The following is a 19092-nucleotide window of genomic DNA, read 5'->3' on the forward strand; positions in this document are numbered from 1 at the left end:
CGCGCGCCAGCCTGGCGCGAGGCCGCGCATGATCCGCCGCCTCCACGACACCAACGACCTGGTACGCGCGTTCCCGCGCGTGCACTTCGTCGGCATCGGCGGCACCGGCATGAGCGGCATCGCCGAAGTGATGCTGACGCTGGGCTATGAAGTGTCCGGTTCGGACAATGCCGACAACGCCGCGACCCGCCGCCTGGCCGGCCTGGGTGCGCGCGTGATGCGCGGCCACTCGGCGGCCAACGTGCTTGGTACCGACTGCGTGGTCGTCTCCAGCGCGATCCGCGATGACAACCCGGAACTGATGGAAGCGCGCAGCCAGCGCATTCCGATCATGCCGCGCGCGGCGATGCTGGCCGAACTGATGCGCTTCCGCCGCGGCATCGCGGTGGCCGGCACGCACGGCAAGACCACCACCACCAGCCTCACCGCCGCGGTGCTGAGCGAAGGCGGGCTGGACCCGACCTTCGTGATCGGCGGCCAGCTGCTCGCCGCCGGTGCCAACGCCAAGCTTGGCGGTGGCCAGTGGCTGGTGGCCGAAGCCGACGAAAGCGATGGCAGCTTCCTGCGCCTGAACCCGCTGGTCTCGGTGATCACCAACATCGATTCGGACCACCTGGAGAACTACGGCAACGATTTCGCCCGCGTCCAGGCCGCGTTCGCCGAGTTCCTGCAGCGCCTGCCGTTCTACGGGCTGGCGGTGCTGTGCATCGACGATCCGGAAGTGGCCGCATTGGCCGCGCAGACGCCGCGCCATGTCATGAGCTATGGCATGAGCAGCAACGCTGACGTGCGTGCCGAGGATGTGGTCCAGGACGGGCCGCGCATGCATTTCACCCTGCGCCTGCCGGAAGGCAGCAGCCACCCGGTGACGCTGGCCCTGCCGGGCGAGCACAACGTGCTCAACGCGCTGGCCGCCGCCGCCGTGGGCTGGCAGCTGGGCGTGGCGCCGGAGGCGATCGCGCGTGCGCTGGAGAGCTTTGCCGGCATCGGCCGCCGCTTCAATGACCTGGGCATCGTCACCACGCACACCGGTGCCAAGGTCCGCGTGATCGACGATTACGGCCACCATCCGCGTGAGCTGGCCGCCGTGTTCGCTGCTGCCCGGGGTGGCTGGCCGAGCCAGCGCCTGGTCGTGGCGTTCCAGCCACACCGTTACAGCCGCACCCGCGATCAGTTCGATGCCTTTGCCGCCGTGCTGTCCGAAGTGGATGCGCTGGTGCTGAGCGAGGTGTACCCGGCCGGCGAAGCGCCGATCCCGGGCGCCGATTCGCGTTCGCTGGCCCGCGCCATCCGTGCGCGCGGCCGCAGCGAGCCGGTCGTGGTCGGCAACGCTGCCGAACTGGCGCACGTGCTGCCCGATGTCCTGCAGGACGGTGACCTGCTGCTGATGATGGGGGCCGGCGACATCGGCTACATCGCCCAGCAGATCGCCGGCGAAGGCTTCCAGGAGACCCCGGCCGCATGAACGCGCTGACCTTCCCGCCGCTGCGCCTCACCGACCCGGCCATGTTCGGCCGCGTCGCCGTGCTGCTGGGGGGTACCTCCAGCGAGCGCAACGTCTCGCTGGATTCCGGCCGCAACGTGATCGAAGCGCTGCGCGCGCGCGGCGTCGATGCGATCGCGGTCGACGGCATCCCGGCCCTGGCGCTCGCGCTGGTCGAGAAGCGCTTCGACCGCGTCTTCAACATCCTCCACGGCCATGACGGCGGTGGCGAAGACGGCATCGTGCAGGGCCTGATGGAAGCCTTCGGCGTGCCCTACACCGGCTCGGACGTGCTGGGCTCGGCGTTGAGCATGGACAAGATCCGCACCAAGCAGGTGTGGCTGTCGCACGGCCTGCCGACCCCGCGCTTCATCGCGCTGGACCAGGCCTCCGACGTCCACGCCGCTGCGGCCGAGCTCGGCCTGCCGGTGGTGGTCAAGCCGGCCAATGAAGGCTCCAGCGTCGGCATCAGCCGCGTGGTGGAAGAGGCGGGGCTGGACGAGGCGGTCGCGCTGGCGGTGCGCTATGACGGCCAGCTGCTGATGGAGCAGATGGTGGTCGGCGACGAGTTGACCGTGGCGATCCTGGGCGACCAGGCGCTGCCGTCGATCCGCATCGTGCCCAAGGGCCAGTGGTACGACTACAACGCCAAATACATCGCCGAGGACACCCAGTACCTGTGCCCGGGCCTGGAGGGCGAGGATGAAATCGAGATCCGCCGCCTCGCACTGGCCGCGTTCCGCGCCGCCGGTTGCCGTGGCTGGGGCCGGGTGGACGTGATGCGCGACCGCAGCAGCGGCCGCTTCTACCTGCTGGAAGTGAACACCGCGCCGGGCATGACCAGCCATTCGCTGGTGCCCAAGGCGGCCAGCCAGGCCGGGATCGGCTTTGAAGAGCTGGTCTGGCGCGTGCTGGAACAGACCCTGCCGGGTCACGCCGCACAGGAGCACCGCCACGCATGAACGCGGTGCTGCGCATCTTCGTCTGGTTGCTGGCCCTGTCGGTCGTGGCACTGCCGGTGGTGGCGGTGCTCAACGGCTGGGTCGGTGCCGAGCGGTGGCCGTTGGCCAAGCTGCGTGTGCACGGTGAGTTCAAGCGGGTGCCGGCCGAGCAGCTGCAGCAGGTGGTGCTGCCGTATGCGAAGTCCGGCTTCTTCGCGGTCAAGCTGCAGGATGCGCAGGACGCCATCGAAACGTTGCCGTGGGTGGAGAGCGCGCAGGTCCGCAAGCAGTGGCCGGACGTGCTGGAAATCACCCTGGTCGAGCACAAGCCGTTCGCGCGCTGGGGCCATGACCGCCTGCTCTCCGAGCAGGGCAAGTTGTTCGCCACGCCGAAGAAGCTGCAGGACCTGGAACTGCCCGACCTGGATGGGCCGGACAGCCAGACCGAAGAAGTGGTGGCGCTCTACAACGATGCGCGCGCGCTGTTCGCGCCGGCCGGCGTGGACGTCAAGCGGGTCACCATGGACGCACGCGGCAGCTGGTCGCTGGTGCTGAGCAATGGCACCGAAGTCGTCGTCGGCCGCGACGATGCCCGTTCGCGCCTCCAGCGCTTCGTACGCGTGCTGCCGCAGCTGGCCAATCAAGCGGCGCCGATCGAGCGCGCCGACCTCCGATACACCAATGGTTTCACGCTGAGCTGGGGTACCCCGGTTCCGGCCGCACCGGCCACGCCGGCCACTGTGGCGCACAGGACGCAGGACAGGACATGAATCGCAAGGGTGACAAATCACTGATCGTTGGTCTGGATATCGGCACCTCCAAGGTGGTGGCGCTGGTCGGCGAGTATTCGCCGGGCAATCCGATCGAGGTCATCGGCATCGGCTCGCACGAATCGCGCGGTCTCAAGCGCGGCGTGGTGGTGGATATCGAATCGACCGTGCAGTCCATCCAGCGTGCGGTCGAGGAGGCCGAGCTGATGGCCGGCTGCGAGATCCGCTCGGTGTATGCCTCGATCTCCGGCAACCACGTGCAGTGCAAGAACTCGCCAGGCATCGTGCCGATCCGCGACGGCGAAGTGACCTGGGGCGACCTGGATCGCGTGCTGGATGCGGCCAAGGCGGTGGCGATCCCGGCCGACCAGAAGATCCTGCATGCGATCCCGCGCGAGTACGTGCTGGACGATTCGCAGGAAGGCATCCGCAACCCGGTCGGCATGACCGGCGTGCGCCTGGAAGTGCATGCCCACCTGGTGGTGTGCGCACAGTCGGCCGCGGCCAACATCTCCAAGTGCGTGCAGCGCTGCGGCCTGCAGGTCGATGACCTGGTGCTGTCCTCGCTGGCCTCCAGCGTGGCCGTGCTGACCGCCGACGAGCGCGAGCTGGGCGTGGTACTGGTCGACATGGGCGCCGGCACCACCGACCTGGCCGTGTTCGTGCAGGGCGCGATCTGCCACACCGCCTCGCTGCCGATCGCCGGCGACCACGTCACCAACGACATCGCGCACATGCTGCGCACGCCGACCCCGGAAGCCGAGCAGATCAAGGTGCGCTATGCCTGCGCCCTGGCCCAGCTGGCCACCGCCGAGGAAAGCATCCAGGTGCCCAGCGTCGGCGATCGTCCGCCGCGCCGGATGCCGCGCCACGCACTCGCCCAGGCGGTGCAGGGCCGTTACGAGGAAATCTTCGAGATGGTGCAGGCCGAACTGCGCCGTTCCGGTTTCGAGGAACTGGTGCGCGCCGGCATGGTGCTCACCGGTGGCGCCTCGAAGATGGAAGGCGTGGTCGAACTGGCCGAGGAAATGCTGCAGATGCCGGTGCGCGTGGGCATTCCGCAGCACGTCACCGGGCTGGGCGAAGTAGTGGGCAACCCGGTGCATGCCACCGGCGTGGGCCTGCTGCTGATGGGCAGCCAGATCGAACACCCGCGTCGCCCGTCGCTGCCCACCGGCCGCGCCGGCAGCATGTTCAAGAAGCTCAAAACCTGGTTCCGCGGCGAGTTCTGATCGCGGTTCGCAACACGCAGTACACATGCAATACGCGATAAGCAGTTCCCGAAAAATCCACGTAGTCCACGCAACACAGGCAACACCCCGCAGTGCGAAGTAGCAACACCGGCCCACGGGTCGTTCTTTGAAGCAGGCAATACCGCCGCGGTTGGCTCTATCCAGCCGGGCATACCAACTACAACTCGCCGGCACGATGGGTGGGGAGGACAGGAGAAGGAATCTCCGAAGCCCCCGTCCCGCGTAAACGGCAACAAGAGGACACGGACATGGCGCATTTCGAACTGATTGAAAAGATGGCACCCAATGCGGTGATCAAGGTGATCGGCGTGGGCGGCGGCGGCGGCAACGCCGTGGCGCACATGGTCAGCACCAGTGTGGACGGCGTGGAATTCATCACCGCCAACACCGACTCGCAGGCCATCAAGAATTGTGGTGCCAAGCTGCAGCTGCAGCTGGGTACCAACGTCACCAAGGGCCTGGGCGCAGGCGCGAACCCGGAAGTCGGCCGCCAGGCCGCGCTGGAAGACCGTGAGCGCATCATGGACGCCCTGCAGGGGGCGGACATGGTGTTCATCACCGCCGGCATGGGTGGCGGCACCGGCACCGGTGCAGCCCCGGTCGTGGCCCAGCTGGCCAAGGAGATGGGTATCCTGACCGTCGCCGTGGTCACCAAGCCGTTCCCGTTCGAAGGCCGTCGCCGCATGCAGGTCGCGCTGAAGGGCATCGAAGAACTGAGCCAGCATTGCGATTCGCTGATCACCATCCCGAACGAAAAGCTGATCACCGTGCTGGGCCGCAACGCCACCATGATCCAGGCCTTCCGTGCCGCCAACGACGTCCTCCAGGGCGCCGTGCAGGGCATCGCCGACCTGATCGTGCGTCCGGGCCTGATCAACGTCGACTTCGCCGACGTGCGCACCGTCATGTCCGAAATGGGCCTGGCGATGATGGGCACCGGCACCGCGCGTGGCGATGACCGCGCCCAGGCCGCTGCCGAAGCCGCCATCCAGAACCCGCTGCTGGACGATGTGAATCTGGCCGGTGCCAACGGCATCCTGGTCAACATCACCGCCGGCGCCGACTTCACGATGGCCGAGTTCGACGAGATCGGCCGCACCATCGATGGCTTCGCTTCGGAAGATGCCACCGTGGTCGTGGGTACCGTGCTGGATCCGGACATGCAGGACGAAGTCCGCGTGACCGTGGTCGCCACCGGCCTGAACCGTGCCGTCACCGCCAAGACCCAGCGTCCGGGCGAGCGCGCACCGATCAAGCTGGTCCGCAACGCCACCACCGGCCAGCCGGAGTTCGGCGAGTTCGACAACGGCGGCGATGCGGTCTCCAAGGCCGTGGGCGGGATGGGCATGGGCATGGGCCTGCGTCGTCCGAGCGCCGACACCGTGGCCCCGTCGGCCCCGAGCGCATCGGGTCCGGCCGCCGCTGAACTGCCGAACGATTACCTGGACATCCCGGCGTTCCTGCGCCGCCAGGCGGACTGAGTACTGCGTGCCGGGGCCTTGTCCTCCCCGGTAAGCACCTCCATGTCCCATGCTGCCGGGCCAGGATCGGCCCGGCAGTCTGACCGCCGTCGTGCATCGCGCACGTCCGGGCAGTGCTGTCGACGCACCACGGTTCACGGAAGGGACAGCGGTAGTGCGTGTTATTCTTGTTTGTCACAGCCGCGCTGACCGCGCGCTTTCTGGTCCTGCCCCCCGATGATTCCGCAACGCACCCTCAAGAACACGATCCGCGCCACCGGCGTTGGCCTTCACAGTGGTGACAAGGTCTACATGACTCTGCGCCCGGCCCCGGTCAACCACGGCATCGTCTTCCGTCGCGTCGATATGGACCCGGTGGTGGAAGTGCCTGCGCGTGCGGATCTGGTCACCGAAGTCACCCTGTGCACCGGCCTGACCTATCACGAGGCCAAGATCCAGACCGTCGAACACCTGATGTCGGCCCTGGCCGGCCTGGGTGTGGACAACATCATCGTGGAGCTGTCCTCGGCCGAGCTGCCGATCATGGACGGTTCCTCCGGCCCGTTCGTCTTCCTGCTGCAGTCAGCGGGCATCGCCGAGCAGGACGCGCCGAAACGCTTCATCCGCATTCTCAAGACGGTGGAAGTCACCGACGGCGACAAGGTCGCCCGCTTCGAGCCGTACGAAGGCTACAAGCTCGGTTTCACCATCCAGTTCAACCACCCGATGATCCCAGCCAAGCAGTCGCGGGCGGAAATCGAGTTCTCGACCCTGGCCTACACCAAGGAAATCTCGCGCGCCCGGACCTTCGGCTTCATGCGGGATCTGGAGTACATGCGCGAGCGCAACCTGGGCCTGGGCGGTTCGATGGACAACGCCATCGTGCTCGACGAGTTCCGCGTGCTCAACGACGACGGCCTGCGCTACGCCGATGAGTTCGTGCGCCACAAGATCCTCGATGCGATCGGCGATCTGTATCTGGCCGGCGGCCAGGTGCTGGGCGCGTACGAAGGCTTCAAGTCGGGCCACGCGCTCAACAACAAGCTGGTGCGCGCGCTGCTGGCCGATGCCAGTGCATGGGAGTGGGTCAGCTATGACTCGCCCGCGGCCGCCGCACCGGTCGTCTACGGTCTGCCGGCGTACGCCTGAGTCAGGTGTGGGCGCAAGCCATTGATTTAAAAGGAAACGAGACGGCGCCCACGGCGCCGTTTCTGCGTTCAGGGCTGCGCAGGCGCGGAGCGAGGCGTGACCTTGACGTCAATGAACCGTGGGGGTGCACAGCGCACAGATTTGTGAACCTCATCAAGGTTTCTACCGAATTTAACGTTAATTTAATAAAACACTAACGACTGGCGGCGGTTCCGCCGCTACAGTGCAGACCGGCTCCCAGCCAAAGTTCACGTGATCGTGACGCGGCCGGGAAGGGGCGGGATGCCCCGATGGCTTCACGATTTGGAGGAATCCACATCGCGCAGACAAGCCAACGCGTCGCGTAGCCCTTTGTGCGTGGCGGCTGAAACAGCGTGGGGGCCATTCCTGTTGTCGACCGCTGGGGAGCGTGGGGGAGGGGCAGATGCTGTTTTGACGGTCACCTTGGTGACCTTCAGCCCGATGGACCGGGCCGCGTCGATCAACTGTGCTTCGGCAAGCCGGACCTTGGCGTGCCACACGGGAGATTCGACGAGAAAAACGAGGTGCTCGCCGTTTACATTCGCCAGCCGGCAACGGGTGGCCAGTGCAGGCGGCAAATGGGGGCGCAATTGACGGTCCAGCGCGTCGAGCCACAAGGCACGACGCAGCGGGTTACCGGCTTTGTCCGCCATGACCGCATCCAGCGCCGGCTTCGGCGTGGATGGGGAACGGGCACTGGATTTCGGCTCAGACATGAAAACTCACTGATGGCATTCAAAAAGATCGTAATCAAAACGCGTGAAGGACAGGCCAAGACGCCGCTGGCGCGTTTGCGTTTCTACTTCGAAGATTCCCCCCGGGCCCTGCTGGGCAGTGTGCTGGGGGTGGGCTGCCTGATCGGCTTCGGTGCCGGTATCGGTGGCAGCATGTTCAACGATTCCCGGCTCCACGCCAAGGTCGCACAGCAGGAACGCGAGCTGGCGCAGGCCCAGAAGGACGCTCAGACCCAGGTCAACGCGCTGGCTGCGCGGATGGGCGAGCTGCAGGCGCAGGCCACCCGTCTCAATGCGCTGGGCGAACGCCTCACCCAGATGGGCAAACTGGAAGACGGTGAATTCGACTTCAACGAGACCCCCGGCCTCGGTGAAGGCGAGCCCGGCCCGACCCAGGACATCCCGGTCAGCGCGGTCAACGCCGACTTACAGGTGCTGGAGCAGCGCTTTGCTGCTTCAGGCCGCCAACTGTCGGTGATGGAGTCGCTGATGTTCGACCACCAGCTCGAACAGAACGCCGTGCCCTCGCGCATGCCGATCCGCAACACCTACATCACCTCCAACTTCGGGACCCGCAGCGATCCGTTCGGTCGTGGTGCGGCCACCCACAAGGGCATGGATTTCCACGCCAAGGTCGGTGACCCGGTGATGTCGGTGGCCGACGGCGTGGTCAGCTTCGCCGGTGTGAAGGGCGGCTACGGCAATGTGGTCGATGTGGACCATGGCAATGGCTATGTGACCCGCTATGCGCATAATTCGCGCCTGGTGGTGAAGCCGGGCGATCTGGTCCGGGCCGGCCAGGAAGTGGCCAAGGCCGGTTCCACGGGCCGTTCCACCGGTGCCCACGTGCACTTCGAGGTCTGGGAACGCGGCCAGGTGGTCAATCCGCGCAAGTTCCTCGGTGATGGCGGCAATACCCCGGTCGGCCGCGTTTCGCGGGGCTGATCACGGTAACGAACTTGAACGGGGGTGCTTGAAACGCCGGACCCCCGTCCCAAGCTACAATGGGTGTTGCCATAGACAGGGCGCGGTGCGCCCTGTTTCGTTTGCGGCGTGCGCATCCCCTGGGGAGAGCGCCGCCGTTGGGGCGTCTCATTCCAACCGGTTCCTTCAATGATCAACAGCCTGCTTACCCGCGTCTTCGGCAGTCGTAATGAACGACAGCTGCGCCAGCTCAACCGCATCGTCGCCAAGATCAATGCGTTGGAGCCGGAAATCGAAAAGCTCTCCGACGAGCAGCTCAAGGCCAAGACCCCGGAATTCAAGCAGCGCATCGCTGACGGTGAGGCCCTGGACAAGGTGCTTCCCGAAGCGTTCGCGGTCTGCCGTGAAGCCAGCCGCCGTGTGCTGGGCATGCGCCATTACGATGTACAGCTGATCGGCGGCATGGTCCTGCACCTGGGCAAGATCGCGGAAATGCGCACCGGTGAAGGCAAGACCCTGGTCGCCACGCTGCCGGTGTATCTGAACGCGCTGGAAGGCAAGGGCGTCCACGTGGTCACCGTGAACGACTACCTGGCCCGCCGTGACTCGGCGCAGATGGGCAAGCTCTACAACTGGCTGGGCATGAGCGTGGGCGTGGTCTACCCGGGCATGCCGCATGGCGACAAGCGCGAGGCGTATGCCAGCGACATCACCTACGGCACCAACAACGAATTCGGCTTCGATTACCTGCGCGACAACATGGCGCTGTCCCGTGCGGACCGCTACCAGCGCGGCCTGCATTACGCGATCGTCGATGAAGTCGACTCGATCCTGATCGATGAAGCCCGTACCCCGCTGATCATCTCCGGCCCGGCCGATGATTCCCCGGAGCTGTACATCCGTGTCAACCGCGTCGTTCCGCACCTGATCAAGCAGGAGGCCGAGGAAGGCGAAGGCGATTTCTGGGTCGACGAGAAGGGCAAGCAGGTCCATCTGTCCGAAGCGGGCATGGAGCATGCCGAGGCACTGCTGGTGGAAGCCGGCATCCTCAATGCCGAGACCGAAGGCCTCTACGCCGCGCAGAACCTGACCGTGGTGCACCACCTCAACGCGGCGCTGCGTGCGCATGCGATCTACCAGCGCGACGTGGATTACATCGTGCGCGGTGGCGAAGTGGTGATCGTGGATGAATTCACCGGCCGTACCCTGGCCGGCCGCCGCTGGTCCGATGGCCTGCACCAGGCGGTGGAAGCGAAGGAAGGCGTGCCGGTCCAGCGTGAGAACCAGACGCTGGCGAGCATCACCTTCCAGAACCTGTTCCGCATGTACAAGAAGCTGTCCGGCATGACCGGTACGGCCGATACGGAAGCCTACGAGTTCCAGAGCATCTACAACCTGGAAGTGGTGGTGATCCCGACCAACCGCCCGACCATCCGCAAGGACGGTTCGGACCAGGTGTTCCTCAACCGCAACGGCAAGTTCAACGCCGTGCTGGCCGATATCCAGGCCTGCAACGAGCGCGGCCAGCCGGTGCTGGTGGGTACCACCTCGATCGAAACCTCGGAGATGCTGTCCGAGCATCTGCGCAAGGCCGGTGTGCACCACGAAGTGCTCAACGCCAAGCAGCATGACCGCGAAGCGACCATCATCGCCAACGCCGGCATGCCGGGCGCGGTGACCATCGCCACCAACATGGCCGGCCGTGGTACCGACATCGTGCTGGGCGGTTCGCTGGAAGCGCAGCTGCATGAGCTGGGCGAAGAGGCGACGCCGGAACAGCGTGCCCAGGTCAAGGCCGAATGGCAGGTCCGCCACGATGCGGTCAAGGCGGCCGGTGGCCTGCACATCGTCGGCACCGAGCGCCATGAGTCGCGCCGTATCGATAACCAGCTGCGTGGCCGTTCGGGCCGCCAGGGCGATCCGGGTTCGTCCCGCTTCTACCTGTCGCTGGAAGACAACCTGATGCGCATCTTCGCCTCGGACTGGGTCCAGAAGGCGATGCGCATGATGGGCATGAAGGAAGACGACGTCATCGAGGATCGTCTGGTCAGCCGCCAGATCGAAAAGGCGCAGCGCAAGGTCGAAGCGCACAACTTCGATATCCGCAAGAATCTGCTGGACTTCGACGACGTCAACAACGATCAGCGCAAGGTGATCTACAGCCAGCGCGATGAGCTGCTGGATGCCGAATCGGTGAAGGACAACGTGGATGGCATCCGTGGCGATGTGATCTTCGATGTGGTGGCGCGCTTCGTGCCGCCGAACTCGATCGACGAGCAGTGGGACCTGCAGGGTCTGGAAGCAACGCTGGCATCGGACTTCGGCATCGACATGTCGCTGACCGAACTGGTCAAGGCACACGAAGAGCTGGATGCCGAGGGCATCGCCGAGAAGGTGCAGGCCAAGGTCGACGAGCATTTCGCGGCGAAGGAAGCCGGCGTGGGCGACGAGACCATGCGCGCGCTGGAGAAGCACGTGATGCTGACCGTGCTGGACCAGAGCTGGAAGGAGCACCTGGCACGCATGGATTACCTGCGCCAGGGCATCTACCTGCGCGGCTATGCGCAGAAGCAGCCGAAGCAGGAGTACAAGAAGGAAGCCTTCGAACTGTTCTCGGAGATGCTGGAGAACGTGAAGCGCGAAGTGGTGACGTTGCTGGCGCGCGTGCGTATCCGCAGCGAAGAGGAAGTGGCGGCGCTGGAGCAGGCCGAGCGCCAGCAGGCGGAGGCACGTCTGCTGCAGTCGCAGTTCCAGCACCAGGACGCGGGCGGTTACGGTGCGGACGAAGAGGCTGCGCAGGTGGAGGCGGCGCAGAACGGCGTGGCGCAGGTCAGCCGCGATGAGCCGAAGGTCGGCCGCAACGATCCGTGCCCGTGCGGCAGCGGCAAGAAGTACAAGCACTGCCATGGTCAGCTGAGCTGATCGGTTGATTGGATGTGCTGAAAAAGCCCCGCCTTGTGCGGGGCTTTTTTGTGGTTCTTCTTCCATCCGCGTGGCAGGCATGACACGCGCCCTGAGCGCTTTGCAGGCGAGGCGGAGGGTGGGTCGTGCGCTGGGGCGCGATGCCCTTGCCGGCGAATGTCCCCCGGTGCCGGCCTGCGGCCGTCCCCTCCTCCTTGATTTCGCCCACAAGGGCATCGCACCCCACGTATCCAGACCACGGGCGCCGCACTGCAAGCGCCGGTGCTGAGGGGCCTATCGGTCGCTGCGGGGCCCTCACGCTCGCGGCAACCCCGAGCGGAGACACCACGACGATCCACACCGCCTGGACAACCAGCCGCTGGGGCATTGCGTCACCCGGCCCGCTTTGGGCATCCTCCGGGTATGTCATCTCCCCTTCGTTCGATCCATGTCGTGGCCGGCGTCATCACCGATGCCCGTGGCCGCATTCTGCTCAACCGTCGTACCGAGAACCGCGATATGGCCGGCCTGTGGGAATTCCCGGGCGGCAAGCGGGAAGCCGGCGAGACCTCCGAGGAGGCGCTGGTGCGGGAGCTGCGCGAGGAGCTGGGGATCGAGGCGGAGATCGGTGAGTGGATCATGGAGGTGCCGCAGATCTACCCGGACAAGCGGCTCCGTCTTGAGGTGCGCCGGGTCCAGGGCTGGAAGGGCTCGCCGCGGGGCCGCGAGGGGCAGGCGATCACCTGGGTGGCGCCGGACAAGCTCCACCGGTATTCGATGCCGCCGGCGGACCTGCCGGTGGTCGCGGCGTTGCGGCAGCCGGACCGGTACCTGATCACCCCCGAGCTGGAGGGCGAGGAGGACAGCGTCCACCAGGCCTGGCTGGGACGCTTGGCGCAGGCACTGGAGAGCGGGGTGCGCCGCGTACAGCTGCGCACGCCGTCCAGCCCGGCGCGGGTGGCGCTGGCCGAACGCGTGATCCAGCAGCATGGACCACGGACCCAGTGGCTGGTGAACCGGGACATCGACCTGGCCGGGCGGCTGGGGGTCGGGGTGCATCTTGGCAGTGAGCAGCTGCTGGCGCTGGGCGAGCGGCCGCTGCCGGCGGGTCAGCTGGTGGCGGCGTCCTGCCACGATCTGGCGCAGTTGCAGGCGGCGCAGCGGCTGGGATGTGATTTCGCGGTGCTGGGCCCGGTGCAGGCGACGACCAGCCACCCGGATGCCACGCCGCTGGGCTGGGCGGCCTTCGAGGCGCTGCGCGAGCAGGTGTCGTTGCCGCTGTATGCGCTGGGCGGGATGACACCCGGCGATATCGAGCAGGCGCGCCGCCATGGGGCGCAGGGCATCGCGGCGATCCGGTCGCTGTGGCCGGCTACAGCGTGATCCAGAAGCAGCCGTACTGACGGCGCAGGCCGAATACCGTACGGGCCGGGGTGGCGGCGCTGCCGAGGGTCTGTTCGATGCGCAGGCCGACCGGACGGGGACGTGAGGGGGGCTCGGCACTGCCCGCCGTGGCGAGTGCCGGATCGACCAGCGGCGGAGCCGTATCCGGGTAGACCGGCGCGATGTCGATCAGCGGGCGTTTCACCACCGATTCCAGCCGACCGATGATGGTGTTGGCGGTCGCGTTGGAGACGTTGCTCCAGAGGTAGATCGACGACAGCCGGTTGACGTCCTGCGCGCTGACCGCGTCGCGGATCTGCCCGGTCAGTTCACTGAGCCGGCGCGCGCAGCCGGCGCGGTAGATGCCGGTGTTGCCGACGCTCGCGGTGCGCGGGGGCATACGGGCGGTGGCCCCCAGTGCATCGCAGCGGCGATCGGTGAAGACGGTTTCGCCTTGGGCCGTGGTGCAGCGGTTCACGCGCTGCGGCGCCTGCGCCAGGACGGGGGGCGAAGGCAGGCACAGCGCACACAGCAGGAGCCACACGAACGGTTTCATCGCAGCAGCGTAGCGGCGTGGGCGTTATCTGCAAGCGATGCGTGGCGGCCTCACCCGCGCAGCAGTTTCAGCACCTGGGTGGTCGGCTTGGCCAGGTTGAGCGTGTAGAAGTGCAGGCCCGGCGCGCCGCCAGCGACCAGGCGTTCGCACAGGCTGGCCACGACCTCGGCACCGAACGCGCGGACCGCTTCGGCATCGTCACCGTAGGCCTGCATGCGCTTGCCGATCCAACGCGGGATCTCCGCACCGCACTGCTCGGAGAAGCGCCGCAGCTGGCTGAAATTGGAGATCGGCATGATGCCTGGCACGATCGGCACGGTGACCCCCAGCTTGCGTACCGCATCGACGAAGTGGAAGTAGGCATCGGCGTTGAAGAAGTATTGGGTGATCGCCGCATCGGCACCGGCGTCGATCTTGGTCTTGAAGTGCTTCAGGTCCAGCAGCGCGTCATTGGCCTGCGGGTGGGTCTCCGGATACGCGCCCACTTCGATCCGGAACGCATCACCATGCTCGGCGCGGATGAAGCTGATCAGCTCGGAGGCATACCGCAGGTCGCCGGGGTGGCCCATGCCCGAGGGCAGGTCACCGCGCAGGGCGACGATGCGGCGGCAGCCGATCGCGCGGTACAGCTTGAGCAGTTCGCGGATCTCCTCGCGGCTGCCACCGACGCAGGACAGGTGCGGTGCCGCCTCGAAGCCATGGTGCTGCTTGAGGTGACGCACCGTCTCGGAGGTGTAGCTGAGCGTCGAGCCGCCGGCACCGAACGTACACGACACGTACTCCGGCGCGAACACCTTCAGCTTGGCCGCGGTCCGGTCCAGCTGGGCACGCTGCTCGTCGGTCTTGGGCGGATAGAACTCGAAGCTGATGGCGGTCATGGGCGGGGCGTGTCGGCGAGTGTGGTTTAATCATATCTCTTCATCGCGATGAATGTGAAGTGCGTGACAGGCTTCTGCACATCGCGCCGCCTACACTGAGCGTGACTTCATCGGAGCACCCGCCATGCAGATTCTCGTCACCGGTGGCACCGGCTTCATCGGCAGCCGCCTGTGCACGCGGCTGCTGGCCGCGGGCCATGACCCCATCGTCCTCACCCGCCGGCCCGGCCGGAACCCGCAGAAGGGCGTGCGCAGCGTTGCAGCGCTGGAGGAAGTCGGCCCGGTCCAGGCGGTGGTCAACCTGGCAGGCGAGCCGCTGATGGAGGGCCGCTGGACCGATGAACGCAAACAGGCGCTGCGCGATTCCCGGATCGGCACGACGCAGGCGCTGCTGGCCTGGATGGCCGCGCTGCCTGAACGGCCGAAGGTGCTGGTGTCCGGCTCGGCGATCGGTTGGTACGGTCCCCGCGACAGCGCGCCGCTGGATGAGACCGCCTCGCCCGGCCACGACTTCGCCGCGATGCTGTGCCGGCAGTGGGAGGCCGAGGCGCTCAAAGCCGAGGACCTTGGCGTGCGCACCTGCGTGCTGCGGACCGGCATCGTGCTCGAACGTGAGGGCGGCGCACTGCAGAAGATGCTGCCGCCGTTCCGGATGGGGCTCGGCGGGCCGATGGGCGATGGGCGGCAGTGGATGAGCTGGATCCATCGCGAGGACCTGGTCGGGATGATCCTGTGGCTGCTCACCACCGACCGGGCACGCGGCGCCTACAACGGCACGGCGCCCGGCACGGTCACCAACCGGACCTTCGCCACCACGCTGGGCGAGGTGCTGCACCGTCCGGCGCGGCTGACCACCCCGGCATTTGCCTTGAAACTGGGCTTCGGTGAAATGAGCGGGCTGCTGCTGACCGGGCAGAACGTGCAGCCGGTGCACGCCTTGGCGGAGGGATTTGTCTTCCAGTATCCATCGCTGCCGGCGGCCTTGCAGGCCATCGTGGGCGCGCCGGATCGCTGAGGCGCGGATGTTCATCCGCCGCTGCCGACCGCTCATCGCCGGTCTGCGGCCGCTGCTCATGTAATTGCCCCTGCCGCGTCGACCCGCGCCACGCTCCAGGCTCACCCAGCAGGAGCCTGCCATGTCGACCGTCCGTCCCCGCCGCATCTACTCCATCGCCCCGTTGGCTGCGCTTGCGCTGACCGCATGGGCCACCTTGGTCAGCCCCGCCCATGCGGGCACCGAGCGCTTCCAGGATCTGCAGGTCGAGGTGATCGGCAGCGGCCGTCCGGTGCTGATGATCCCGGGCCTCAACAGCGGTGCGCAGGTCTGGCGCGAGACCTGCGCCGCGCTGCAGCCGCAGGTGCAATGCCACCTGATCCAGCTGCCGGGCTTTGCCGGTGCGTCTGCGGTGGTCAGCGCTGACTTTCTGAGCGCCATGCGCGATCGCCTGCTGGCCTACAGTGCGGACCGCAAGCTCGATCATCCGGCCGTTATCGGCCATAGCCTCGGTGGTGTGCTGGCGCTGCAGATGGCGATCGCGGCGCCGCAGAAGGTCGGGCCACTGGTGATCGTCGATGCCTTGCCGTACTTCGGCGCGGTCCAGAATCCGGCCGCGACACCGGCCACGCTCACGCCGATGGCCGAGCAGATGCGGGCCGGCATGCTTGACGCCGACGCCACGCAGTACGCGGCGCAGACCGACGCGGCGGTCGCCAACATGGCGCACGCCCCCGAGCATGTTGCGACCTTGAAGCAGTGGGGACGCGACAGCGATCGCGCCACCACCGCCAACGCGATGTACTCCATGACGATGACCGACCTGCGCCAGCCGATCGCCGGCATCACGGCCCCGGTGCTGGTGCTGGGCGCGTGGGCAGCCTATCAGCCGTTCGGTGCGACCGAAGCCAGTACGCGGCAGGTATTCGCCACCCAGTACGCCGCGCTGCCCGGTGTGCGGATCGAAATGAGCCGCGCCGGCTACCACTTCCTGATGTGGGATGATCCGCGCTGGCTGCAGACGCAGATCCGGGGCTTCCTCGAGCTGCCTGCAGCGCCCTGATCGAGACCGGCGTGGAGACGATGAGCGAGAAGCGGGCAGCACGCGATACCGGTTTCTGGTGGCGCAACAGCGCGGTCTGGTTGGCCTACCTTGGCGTGAGCCTGCTGCTGGGGTTCACCTACGGCGGGCACTGGTCCGGCATCGTCCTGATCTCTGTGATGGTGTCGCTTTCCCTGTGGGTGGGCAGCGCGTTCATCCGCGGCTATGCGCTGCGGCATGACTGGTTGCAGCGCGATCTGCTGGGATTGACGTGGCGGCTGCTGCTCGCGGTGGTGATCGTGGCGGTGGCCGCTCAGGTGCTCACCGCCGCCGCGCTGTTGCCCGCGTTGGCCTGGGACTGGGTGCAGCTGCCGGGACAGCGCGCAAACTATCGCCCGGCCGCTGTCTTCGGCTACTGGTTCAATACCGCCATCGTGCTGAGCGTGTGGTGCGCGCTGTGGACCGGCCGCCGCGCGCTGCAGCGTGCCCGGCACAGCGAGATGGCGCAGTTGCGCGCCGAAGCGCAGCGGGCGACGCTGGAGCACCAGGCGCTGCGTGCACGGCTCAATCCCCACTTCGTGTTCAATGCGCTCAACAACCTGCGTGCACTGATCAATGAAGACCCGGCGCGTGCACGCGACATGGTCACCCATCTGTCCAGCACGCTGCGCCACGCCCTGGTGCATACCGACGGGGGCTGGGTCACCTTGGCCGAGGAGTGGCGCGTGGTGCAGGACTACCTGGCGGTGGAGGCGATCCACTACGAAGACCGCCTGCGGGTGCACACCGACATCGAGCCGGCCGCGCTGTCCGCGCGGTTGCCGCCGATGGCGCTGCAGCTGCTGGTGGAGAATGCGATCAAGCACGGCATCGCAGTCCATCCCGGCGGCGGCGAGCTGACGATCCGCGTGCGCCTCGATGGTGGCCGGCTGCGGGTGGCGGTGGCCAATCCCGCCGCGCAGGACGCCAGCAGCGAGGGCCATGGCATCGGGCTGGCCTATCTGCGCGCGCAGCTGGGCATCGACGCGGGGCCATCATCTTCCGGCCGGGGCACGTTCCTGCTGGAGCGTCAGGGCGAGCGCATGCTGGCCCGCCTGGAGGTGCAGCAATGAGCGCCTCACTGCGCGTGTTGATCGTGGATGACGCGCGGCTGGCGCGCCGCGAGCTGCGCACCCTGCTGGCCGCGATCCCGTGGGTGGCGTGTGTCGGCGAGGCCGACGACGTGCCCGCGGCACGCGAGGCGATCCTGCGCGAACAGCCCGATCTGGTGTTGCTCGATGTGCAGATGCCCTCGGGCGAGGGCTTCGATGTGCTCGACGGACTGGAGACGGTGCCGATGGTGGTGTTCGTCACCGCCTACGACCAGTACGCGGTGCGCGCCTTCGAAACCAACGCGCTCGACTACCTGGTCAAGCCGGTGGAGGCAGGCCGCCTGCAGGCGGCGCTTGAACGCGGCCGGGAGCGCCTCTCGGCACCGGCTGCCCCCACTGAGACGGACAGCGTGCGCGATGCGCTGGGTGCCGAGGATCAGGTGTTCCTGCGCGATGGCGAACGCTGCTGGTTCGTGGCGCTCGGCGAGATCCGCAAGGTCGTGGTCGACGGCAACTACGCGCGCCTGTGGTTCCGCGACCAGAACGCGGTGCTGGCACGCAGCCTCAGCACGCTGGAGGCACGGCTGTCGCCGGCGCTGTTCTTCCGCGCCAACCGCAACACCCTGGTCAACCTGCGTCGCGTGCGTGCGATCGAGCCCTCGCTGAGTGACGGATATGACTTGACCCTCGATGACGGCAGCCAGGTGGAGGTCTCGCGGCGGCAGGCCCGCGAGCTGCGTGAGCGGCTGGCGCTGTAGGGCGCGTGCCGCACGCGTTACCCTGTGTGGGATCTCCGCCGCCTGATTGTGCCCATGTCCATCGTCCTCACTGCGTTCGCCCGGCCCCGACTGTTTCCCCGCGTGCCGCGCGGCAACACCATCCAGGACTGCAGCGCCGAGCAGTTCGAACAGCACCTCAACACGCATGCGCCGTTCAAGGTGCTCGATGGCTACGCGCCCTTCTGCAAACTGCATGTGTACGAAAACTGGACCTCCACGCGCTGCCTGACCGTACCGATCACGGAGGCCAACCGTCACCAGCTGCGCAGTGGTTATGAAGCGCGCAACCGCGAGGAACTGCCGGTGCTGGTGCGCTGGTTTGAAGGCGTGGAATCGCCGCGCGCGAACTACCTGGTGGTGATCCTGTACAGCGCCGAGCAGTTGGCCAAAGAGGGCTCCCCCATCGATGCGGAGTGGGGCATCGTCGGCTGCATCTACACTGCCGAGCCGGAGGAAGTGCCGATGGCCCCGATCACCATGATGCGCAACGCGCTGGGGGTGGAAGAGGGTGGCTCCGGCGTGCCGCTGGATCGCGAGGCGTATCAGCGCGCGGTGGCGTTCTGGGACCGCAACGCCAATTGGCGGCCCTGAGGCGCTGGAGCCGCAGCGATGGCACGTTGATCGAAGACGACGGGGTAGTGGGGGGGGGGGGGGGGGGGGGGGGGGGGGGGGGGGGGGGGGGGGGGGGGGGGGGGGGGGGGGGGCGCGGCCCGCCCGCGCCGCCGGCCCGCCG

The 19092-nt window shown here is 67.1% G+C and carries 17 protein-coding genes; 14 read left to right on the forward strand and 3 right to left on the reverse strand.

What is annotated here, in order from left to right; genetic code table 11:
* Positions 1–28 precede the first annotated feature (28 nt).
* From murC to lpxC, 6 genes are all read left to right on the forward strand, one after another.
* A complete protein-coding gene (murC, locus tag QMX81_RS02580; protein ID WP_121042706.1) occupies positions 29–1465 on the forward strand; it encodes a UDP-N-acetylmuramate--L-alanine ligase in 1437 nt (478 codons plus the stop codon).
* Positions 1462–2445, forward strand: a complete 984-nt coding sequence (locus tag QMX81_RS02585; protein WP_282258192.1) for a D-alanine--D-alanine ligase — start codon at positions 1462–1464, stop codon at positions 2443–2445. Before murC ends, QMX81_RS02585 begins: the two co-directional genes overlap by 4 nt.
* Positions 2442–3194, forward strand: a complete 753-nt coding sequence (locus QMX81_RS02590) for a cell division protein FtsQ/DivIB (protein WP_121042710.1) — start codon at positions 2442–2444, stop codon at positions 3192–3194. The genes QMX81_RS02585 and QMX81_RS02590 overlap by 4 nt, the downstream gene beginning before the upstream one ends.
* Positions 3191–4426, forward strand: coding sequence for a cell division protein FtsA (gene ftsA / locus QMX81_RS02595; protein WP_017355446.1), 1236 nt, complete (start codon positions 3191–3193; stop codon positions 4424–4426). Before QMX81_RS02590 ends, ftsA begins: the two co-directional genes overlap by 4 nt.
* Before the next feature lie 269 nt (positions 4427–4695).
* The gene (ftsZ, locus tag QMX81_RS02600; RefSeq protein WP_019182482.1) at positions 4696–5928 is read left to right on the forward strand and encodes a cell division protein FtsZ; all 1233 of its coding nucleotides are present in this window, start codon (positions 4696–4698) and stop codon (positions 5926–5928) included.
* A 216-nt stretch (positions 5929–6144) separates the two neighbouring features.
* Entirely contained in the window at positions 6145–7056 is a 912-nt protein-coding gene (lpxC, locus tag QMX81_RS02605) for a UDP-3-O-acyl-N-acetylglucosamine deacetylase (protein ID WP_088433963.1), read from the forward strand.
* 296 nt (positions 7057–7352) lie between these two features.
* Here lpxC and QMX81_RS02610 read toward each other — a convergent pair whose 3' ends face one another.
* The gene (locus tag QMX81_RS02610) at positions 7353–7793 is read right to left on the reverse strand and encodes a DUF721 domain-containing protein (protein WP_282258203.1); all 441 of its coding nucleotides are present in this window, start codon (positions 7791–7793) and stop codon (positions 7353–7355) included.
* Positions 7794–7805: 12 nt separating this feature from the next.
* On the opposite strand from QMX81_RS02610, the gene QMX81_RS02615 reads away from it, so the two are divergent.
* The 3 genes from QMX81_RS02615 (at position 7806) to QMX81_RS02625 (ending at position 13019) form a co-directional block, all read left to right on the forward strand.
* On the forward strand, positions 7806–8756 hold the full coding sequence (locus QMX81_RS02615; protein WP_019182479.1) for a M23 family metallopeptidase: 951 nt from the start codon (positions 7806–7808) through the stop codon (positions 8754–8756).
* 168 nt (positions 8757–8924) lie between these two features.
* Positions 8925–11657 (forward strand): preprotein translocase subunit SecA, encoded by a 2733-nt coding sequence (gene secA / locus QMX81_RS02620; RefSeq protein WP_282258205.1) that lies wholly within the window; start codon positions 8925–8927, stop codon positions 11655–11657.
* A 402-nt stretch (positions 11658–12059) separates the two neighbouring features.
* Positions 12060–13019, forward strand: coding sequence for a Nudix family hydrolase (locus QMX81_RS02625; RefSeq protein ID WP_152152370.1), 960 nt, complete (start codon positions 12060–12062; stop codon positions 13017–13019).
* Here QMX81_RS02625 and QMX81_RS02630 read toward each other — a convergent pair.
* Positions 13009–13575, reverse strand: coding sequence for a hypothetical protein (locus QMX81_RS02630; protein WP_282258209.1), 567 nt, complete (start codon positions 13573–13575; stop codon positions 13009–13011). The two genes, QMX81_RS02625 and QMX81_RS02630, sit on opposite strands and share 11 nt — an antisense overlap.
* 50 nt (positions 13576–13625) lie before the next feature.
* Positions 13626–14453 carry a methylenetetrahydrofolate reductase [NAD(P)H] gene (metF, locus tag QMX81_RS02635; RefSeq protein WP_121042718.1) on the reverse strand — a complete coding sequence of 276 codons (828 nt, stop codon included), beginning with the start codon at positions 14451–14453 and terminating at the stop codon, positions 13626–13628.
* A 124-nt stretch (positions 14454–14577) separates the two neighbouring features.
* Here metF and QMX81_RS02640 point away from each other — a divergent pair, with 124 nt between their 5' ends.
* From QMX81_RS02640 to QMX81_RS02660, 5 genes are all read left to right on the forward strand, one after another.
* Positions 14578–15468: a TIGR01777 family oxidoreductase gene (locus QMX81_RS02640; protein WP_282258212.1), complete on the forward strand. Its 891-nt coding sequence runs from the start codon at positions 14578–14580 to the stop codon at positions 15466–15468.
* 121 nt (positions 15469–15589) lie between these two features.
* On the forward strand, positions 15590–16510 hold the full coding sequence (locus tag QMX81_RS02645) for an alpha/beta hydrolase (protein WP_282258214.1): 921 nt from the start codon (positions 15590–15592) through the stop codon (positions 16508–16510).
* 20 nt (positions 16511–16530) lie between these two features.
* Positions 16531–17601 carry a histidine kinase gene (locus QMX81_RS02650; protein WP_282258225.1) on the forward strand — a complete coding sequence of 357 codons (1071 nt, stop codon included), beginning with the start codon at positions 16531–16533 and terminating at the stop codon, positions 17599–17601.
* Positions 17598–18338, forward strand: a complete 741-nt coding sequence (locus QMX81_RS02655) for a LytTR family DNA-binding domain-containing protein (protein ID WP_282258216.1) — start codon at positions 17598–17600, stop codon at positions 18336–18338. Before QMX81_RS02650 ends, QMX81_RS02655 begins: the two co-directional genes overlap by 4 nt.
* Positions 18339–18392: 54 nt before the next feature.
* Positions 18393–18950, forward strand: coding sequence for a DUF3228 family protein (locus QMX81_RS02660; RefSeq protein ID WP_152152360.1), 558 nt, complete (start codon positions 18393–18395; stop codon positions 18948–18950).
* The last annotated feature ends 142 nt before the right edge of the window (positions 18951–19092 follow it).

Source organism: Stenotrophomonas sp. PS02301, from assembly GCF_029959485.1.
In the GTDB taxonomy this organism is placed as follows: Bacteria; Pseudomonadota; Gammaproteobacteria; order Xanthomonadales; family Xanthomonadaceae; genus Stenotrophomonas; species Stenotrophomonas maltophilia_Z.

Bases quoted from the DNA above. Each gene is read 5' to 3' on its own strand.
- murC (WP_121042706.1), top strand. From the start codon at position 29: ATGATCCGCCGCCTCCACGACACCAACGACCTGGTACGCGCGTTCCCG.
- QMX81_RS02585 (WP_282258192.1), top strand. From the start codon at position 1,462: ATGAACGCGCTGACCTTCCCGCCGCTGCGCCTCACCGACCCGGCCATG.
- QMX81_RS02590 (WP_121042710.1), top strand. From the start codon at position 2,442: ATGAACGCGGTGCTGCGCATCTTCGTCTGGTTGCTGGCCCTGTCGGTC.
- ftsA (WP_017355446.1), top strand. From the start codon at position 3,191: ATGAATCGCAAGGGTGACAAATCACTGATCGTTGGTCTGGATATCGGC.
- ftsZ (WP_019182482.1), top strand. From the start codon at position 4,696: ATGGCGCATTTCGAACTGATTGAAAAGATGGCACCCAATGCGGTGATC.
- lpxC (WP_088433963.1), top strand. From the start codon at position 6,145: ATGATTCCGCAACGCACCCTCAAGAACACGATCCGCGCCACCGGCGTT.
- QMX81_RS02610 (WP_282258203.1), bottom strand. From the start codon at position 7,793: ATGTCTGAGCCGAAATCCAGTGCCCGTTCCCCATCCACGCCGAAGCCG.
- QMX81_RS02615 (WP_019182479.1), top strand. From the start codon at position 7,806: ATGGCATTCAAAAAGATCGTAATCAAAACGCGTGAAGGACAGGCCAAG.
- secA (WP_282258205.1), top strand. From the start codon at position 8,925: ATGATCAACAGCCTGCTTACCCGCGTCTTCGGCAGTCGTAATGAACGA.
- QMX81_RS02625 (WP_152152370.1), top strand. From the start codon at position 12,060: ATGTCATCTCCCCTTCGTTCGATCCATGTCGTGGCCGGCGTCATCACC.
- QMX81_RS02630 (WP_282258209.1), bottom strand. From the start codon at position 13,575: ATGAAACCGTTCGTGTGGCTCCTGCTGTGTGCGCTGTGCCTGCCTTCG.
- metF (WP_121042718.1), bottom strand. From the start codon at position 14,453: ATGACCGCCATCAGCTTCGAGTTCTATCCGCCCAAGACCGACGAGCAG.
- QMX81_RS02640 (WP_282258212.1), top strand. From the start codon at position 14,578: ATGCAGATTCTCGTCACCGGTGGCACCGGCTTCATCGGCAGCCGCCTG.
- QMX81_RS02645 (WP_282258214.1), top strand. From the start codon at position 15,590: ATGTCGACCGTCCGTCCCCGCCGCATCTACTCCATCGCCCCGTTGGCT.
- QMX81_RS02650 (WP_282258225.1), top strand. From the start codon at position 16,531: ATGAGCGAGAAGCGGGCAGCACGCGATACCGGTTTCTGGTGGCGCAAC.
- QMX81_RS02655 (WP_282258216.1), top strand. From the start codon at position 17,598: ATGAGCGCCTCACTGCGCGTGTTGATCGTGGATGACGCGCGGCTGGCG.
- QMX81_RS02660 (WP_152152360.1), top strand. From the start codon at position 18,393: ATGTCCATCGTCCTCACTGCGTTCGCCCGGCCCCGACTGTTTCCCCGC.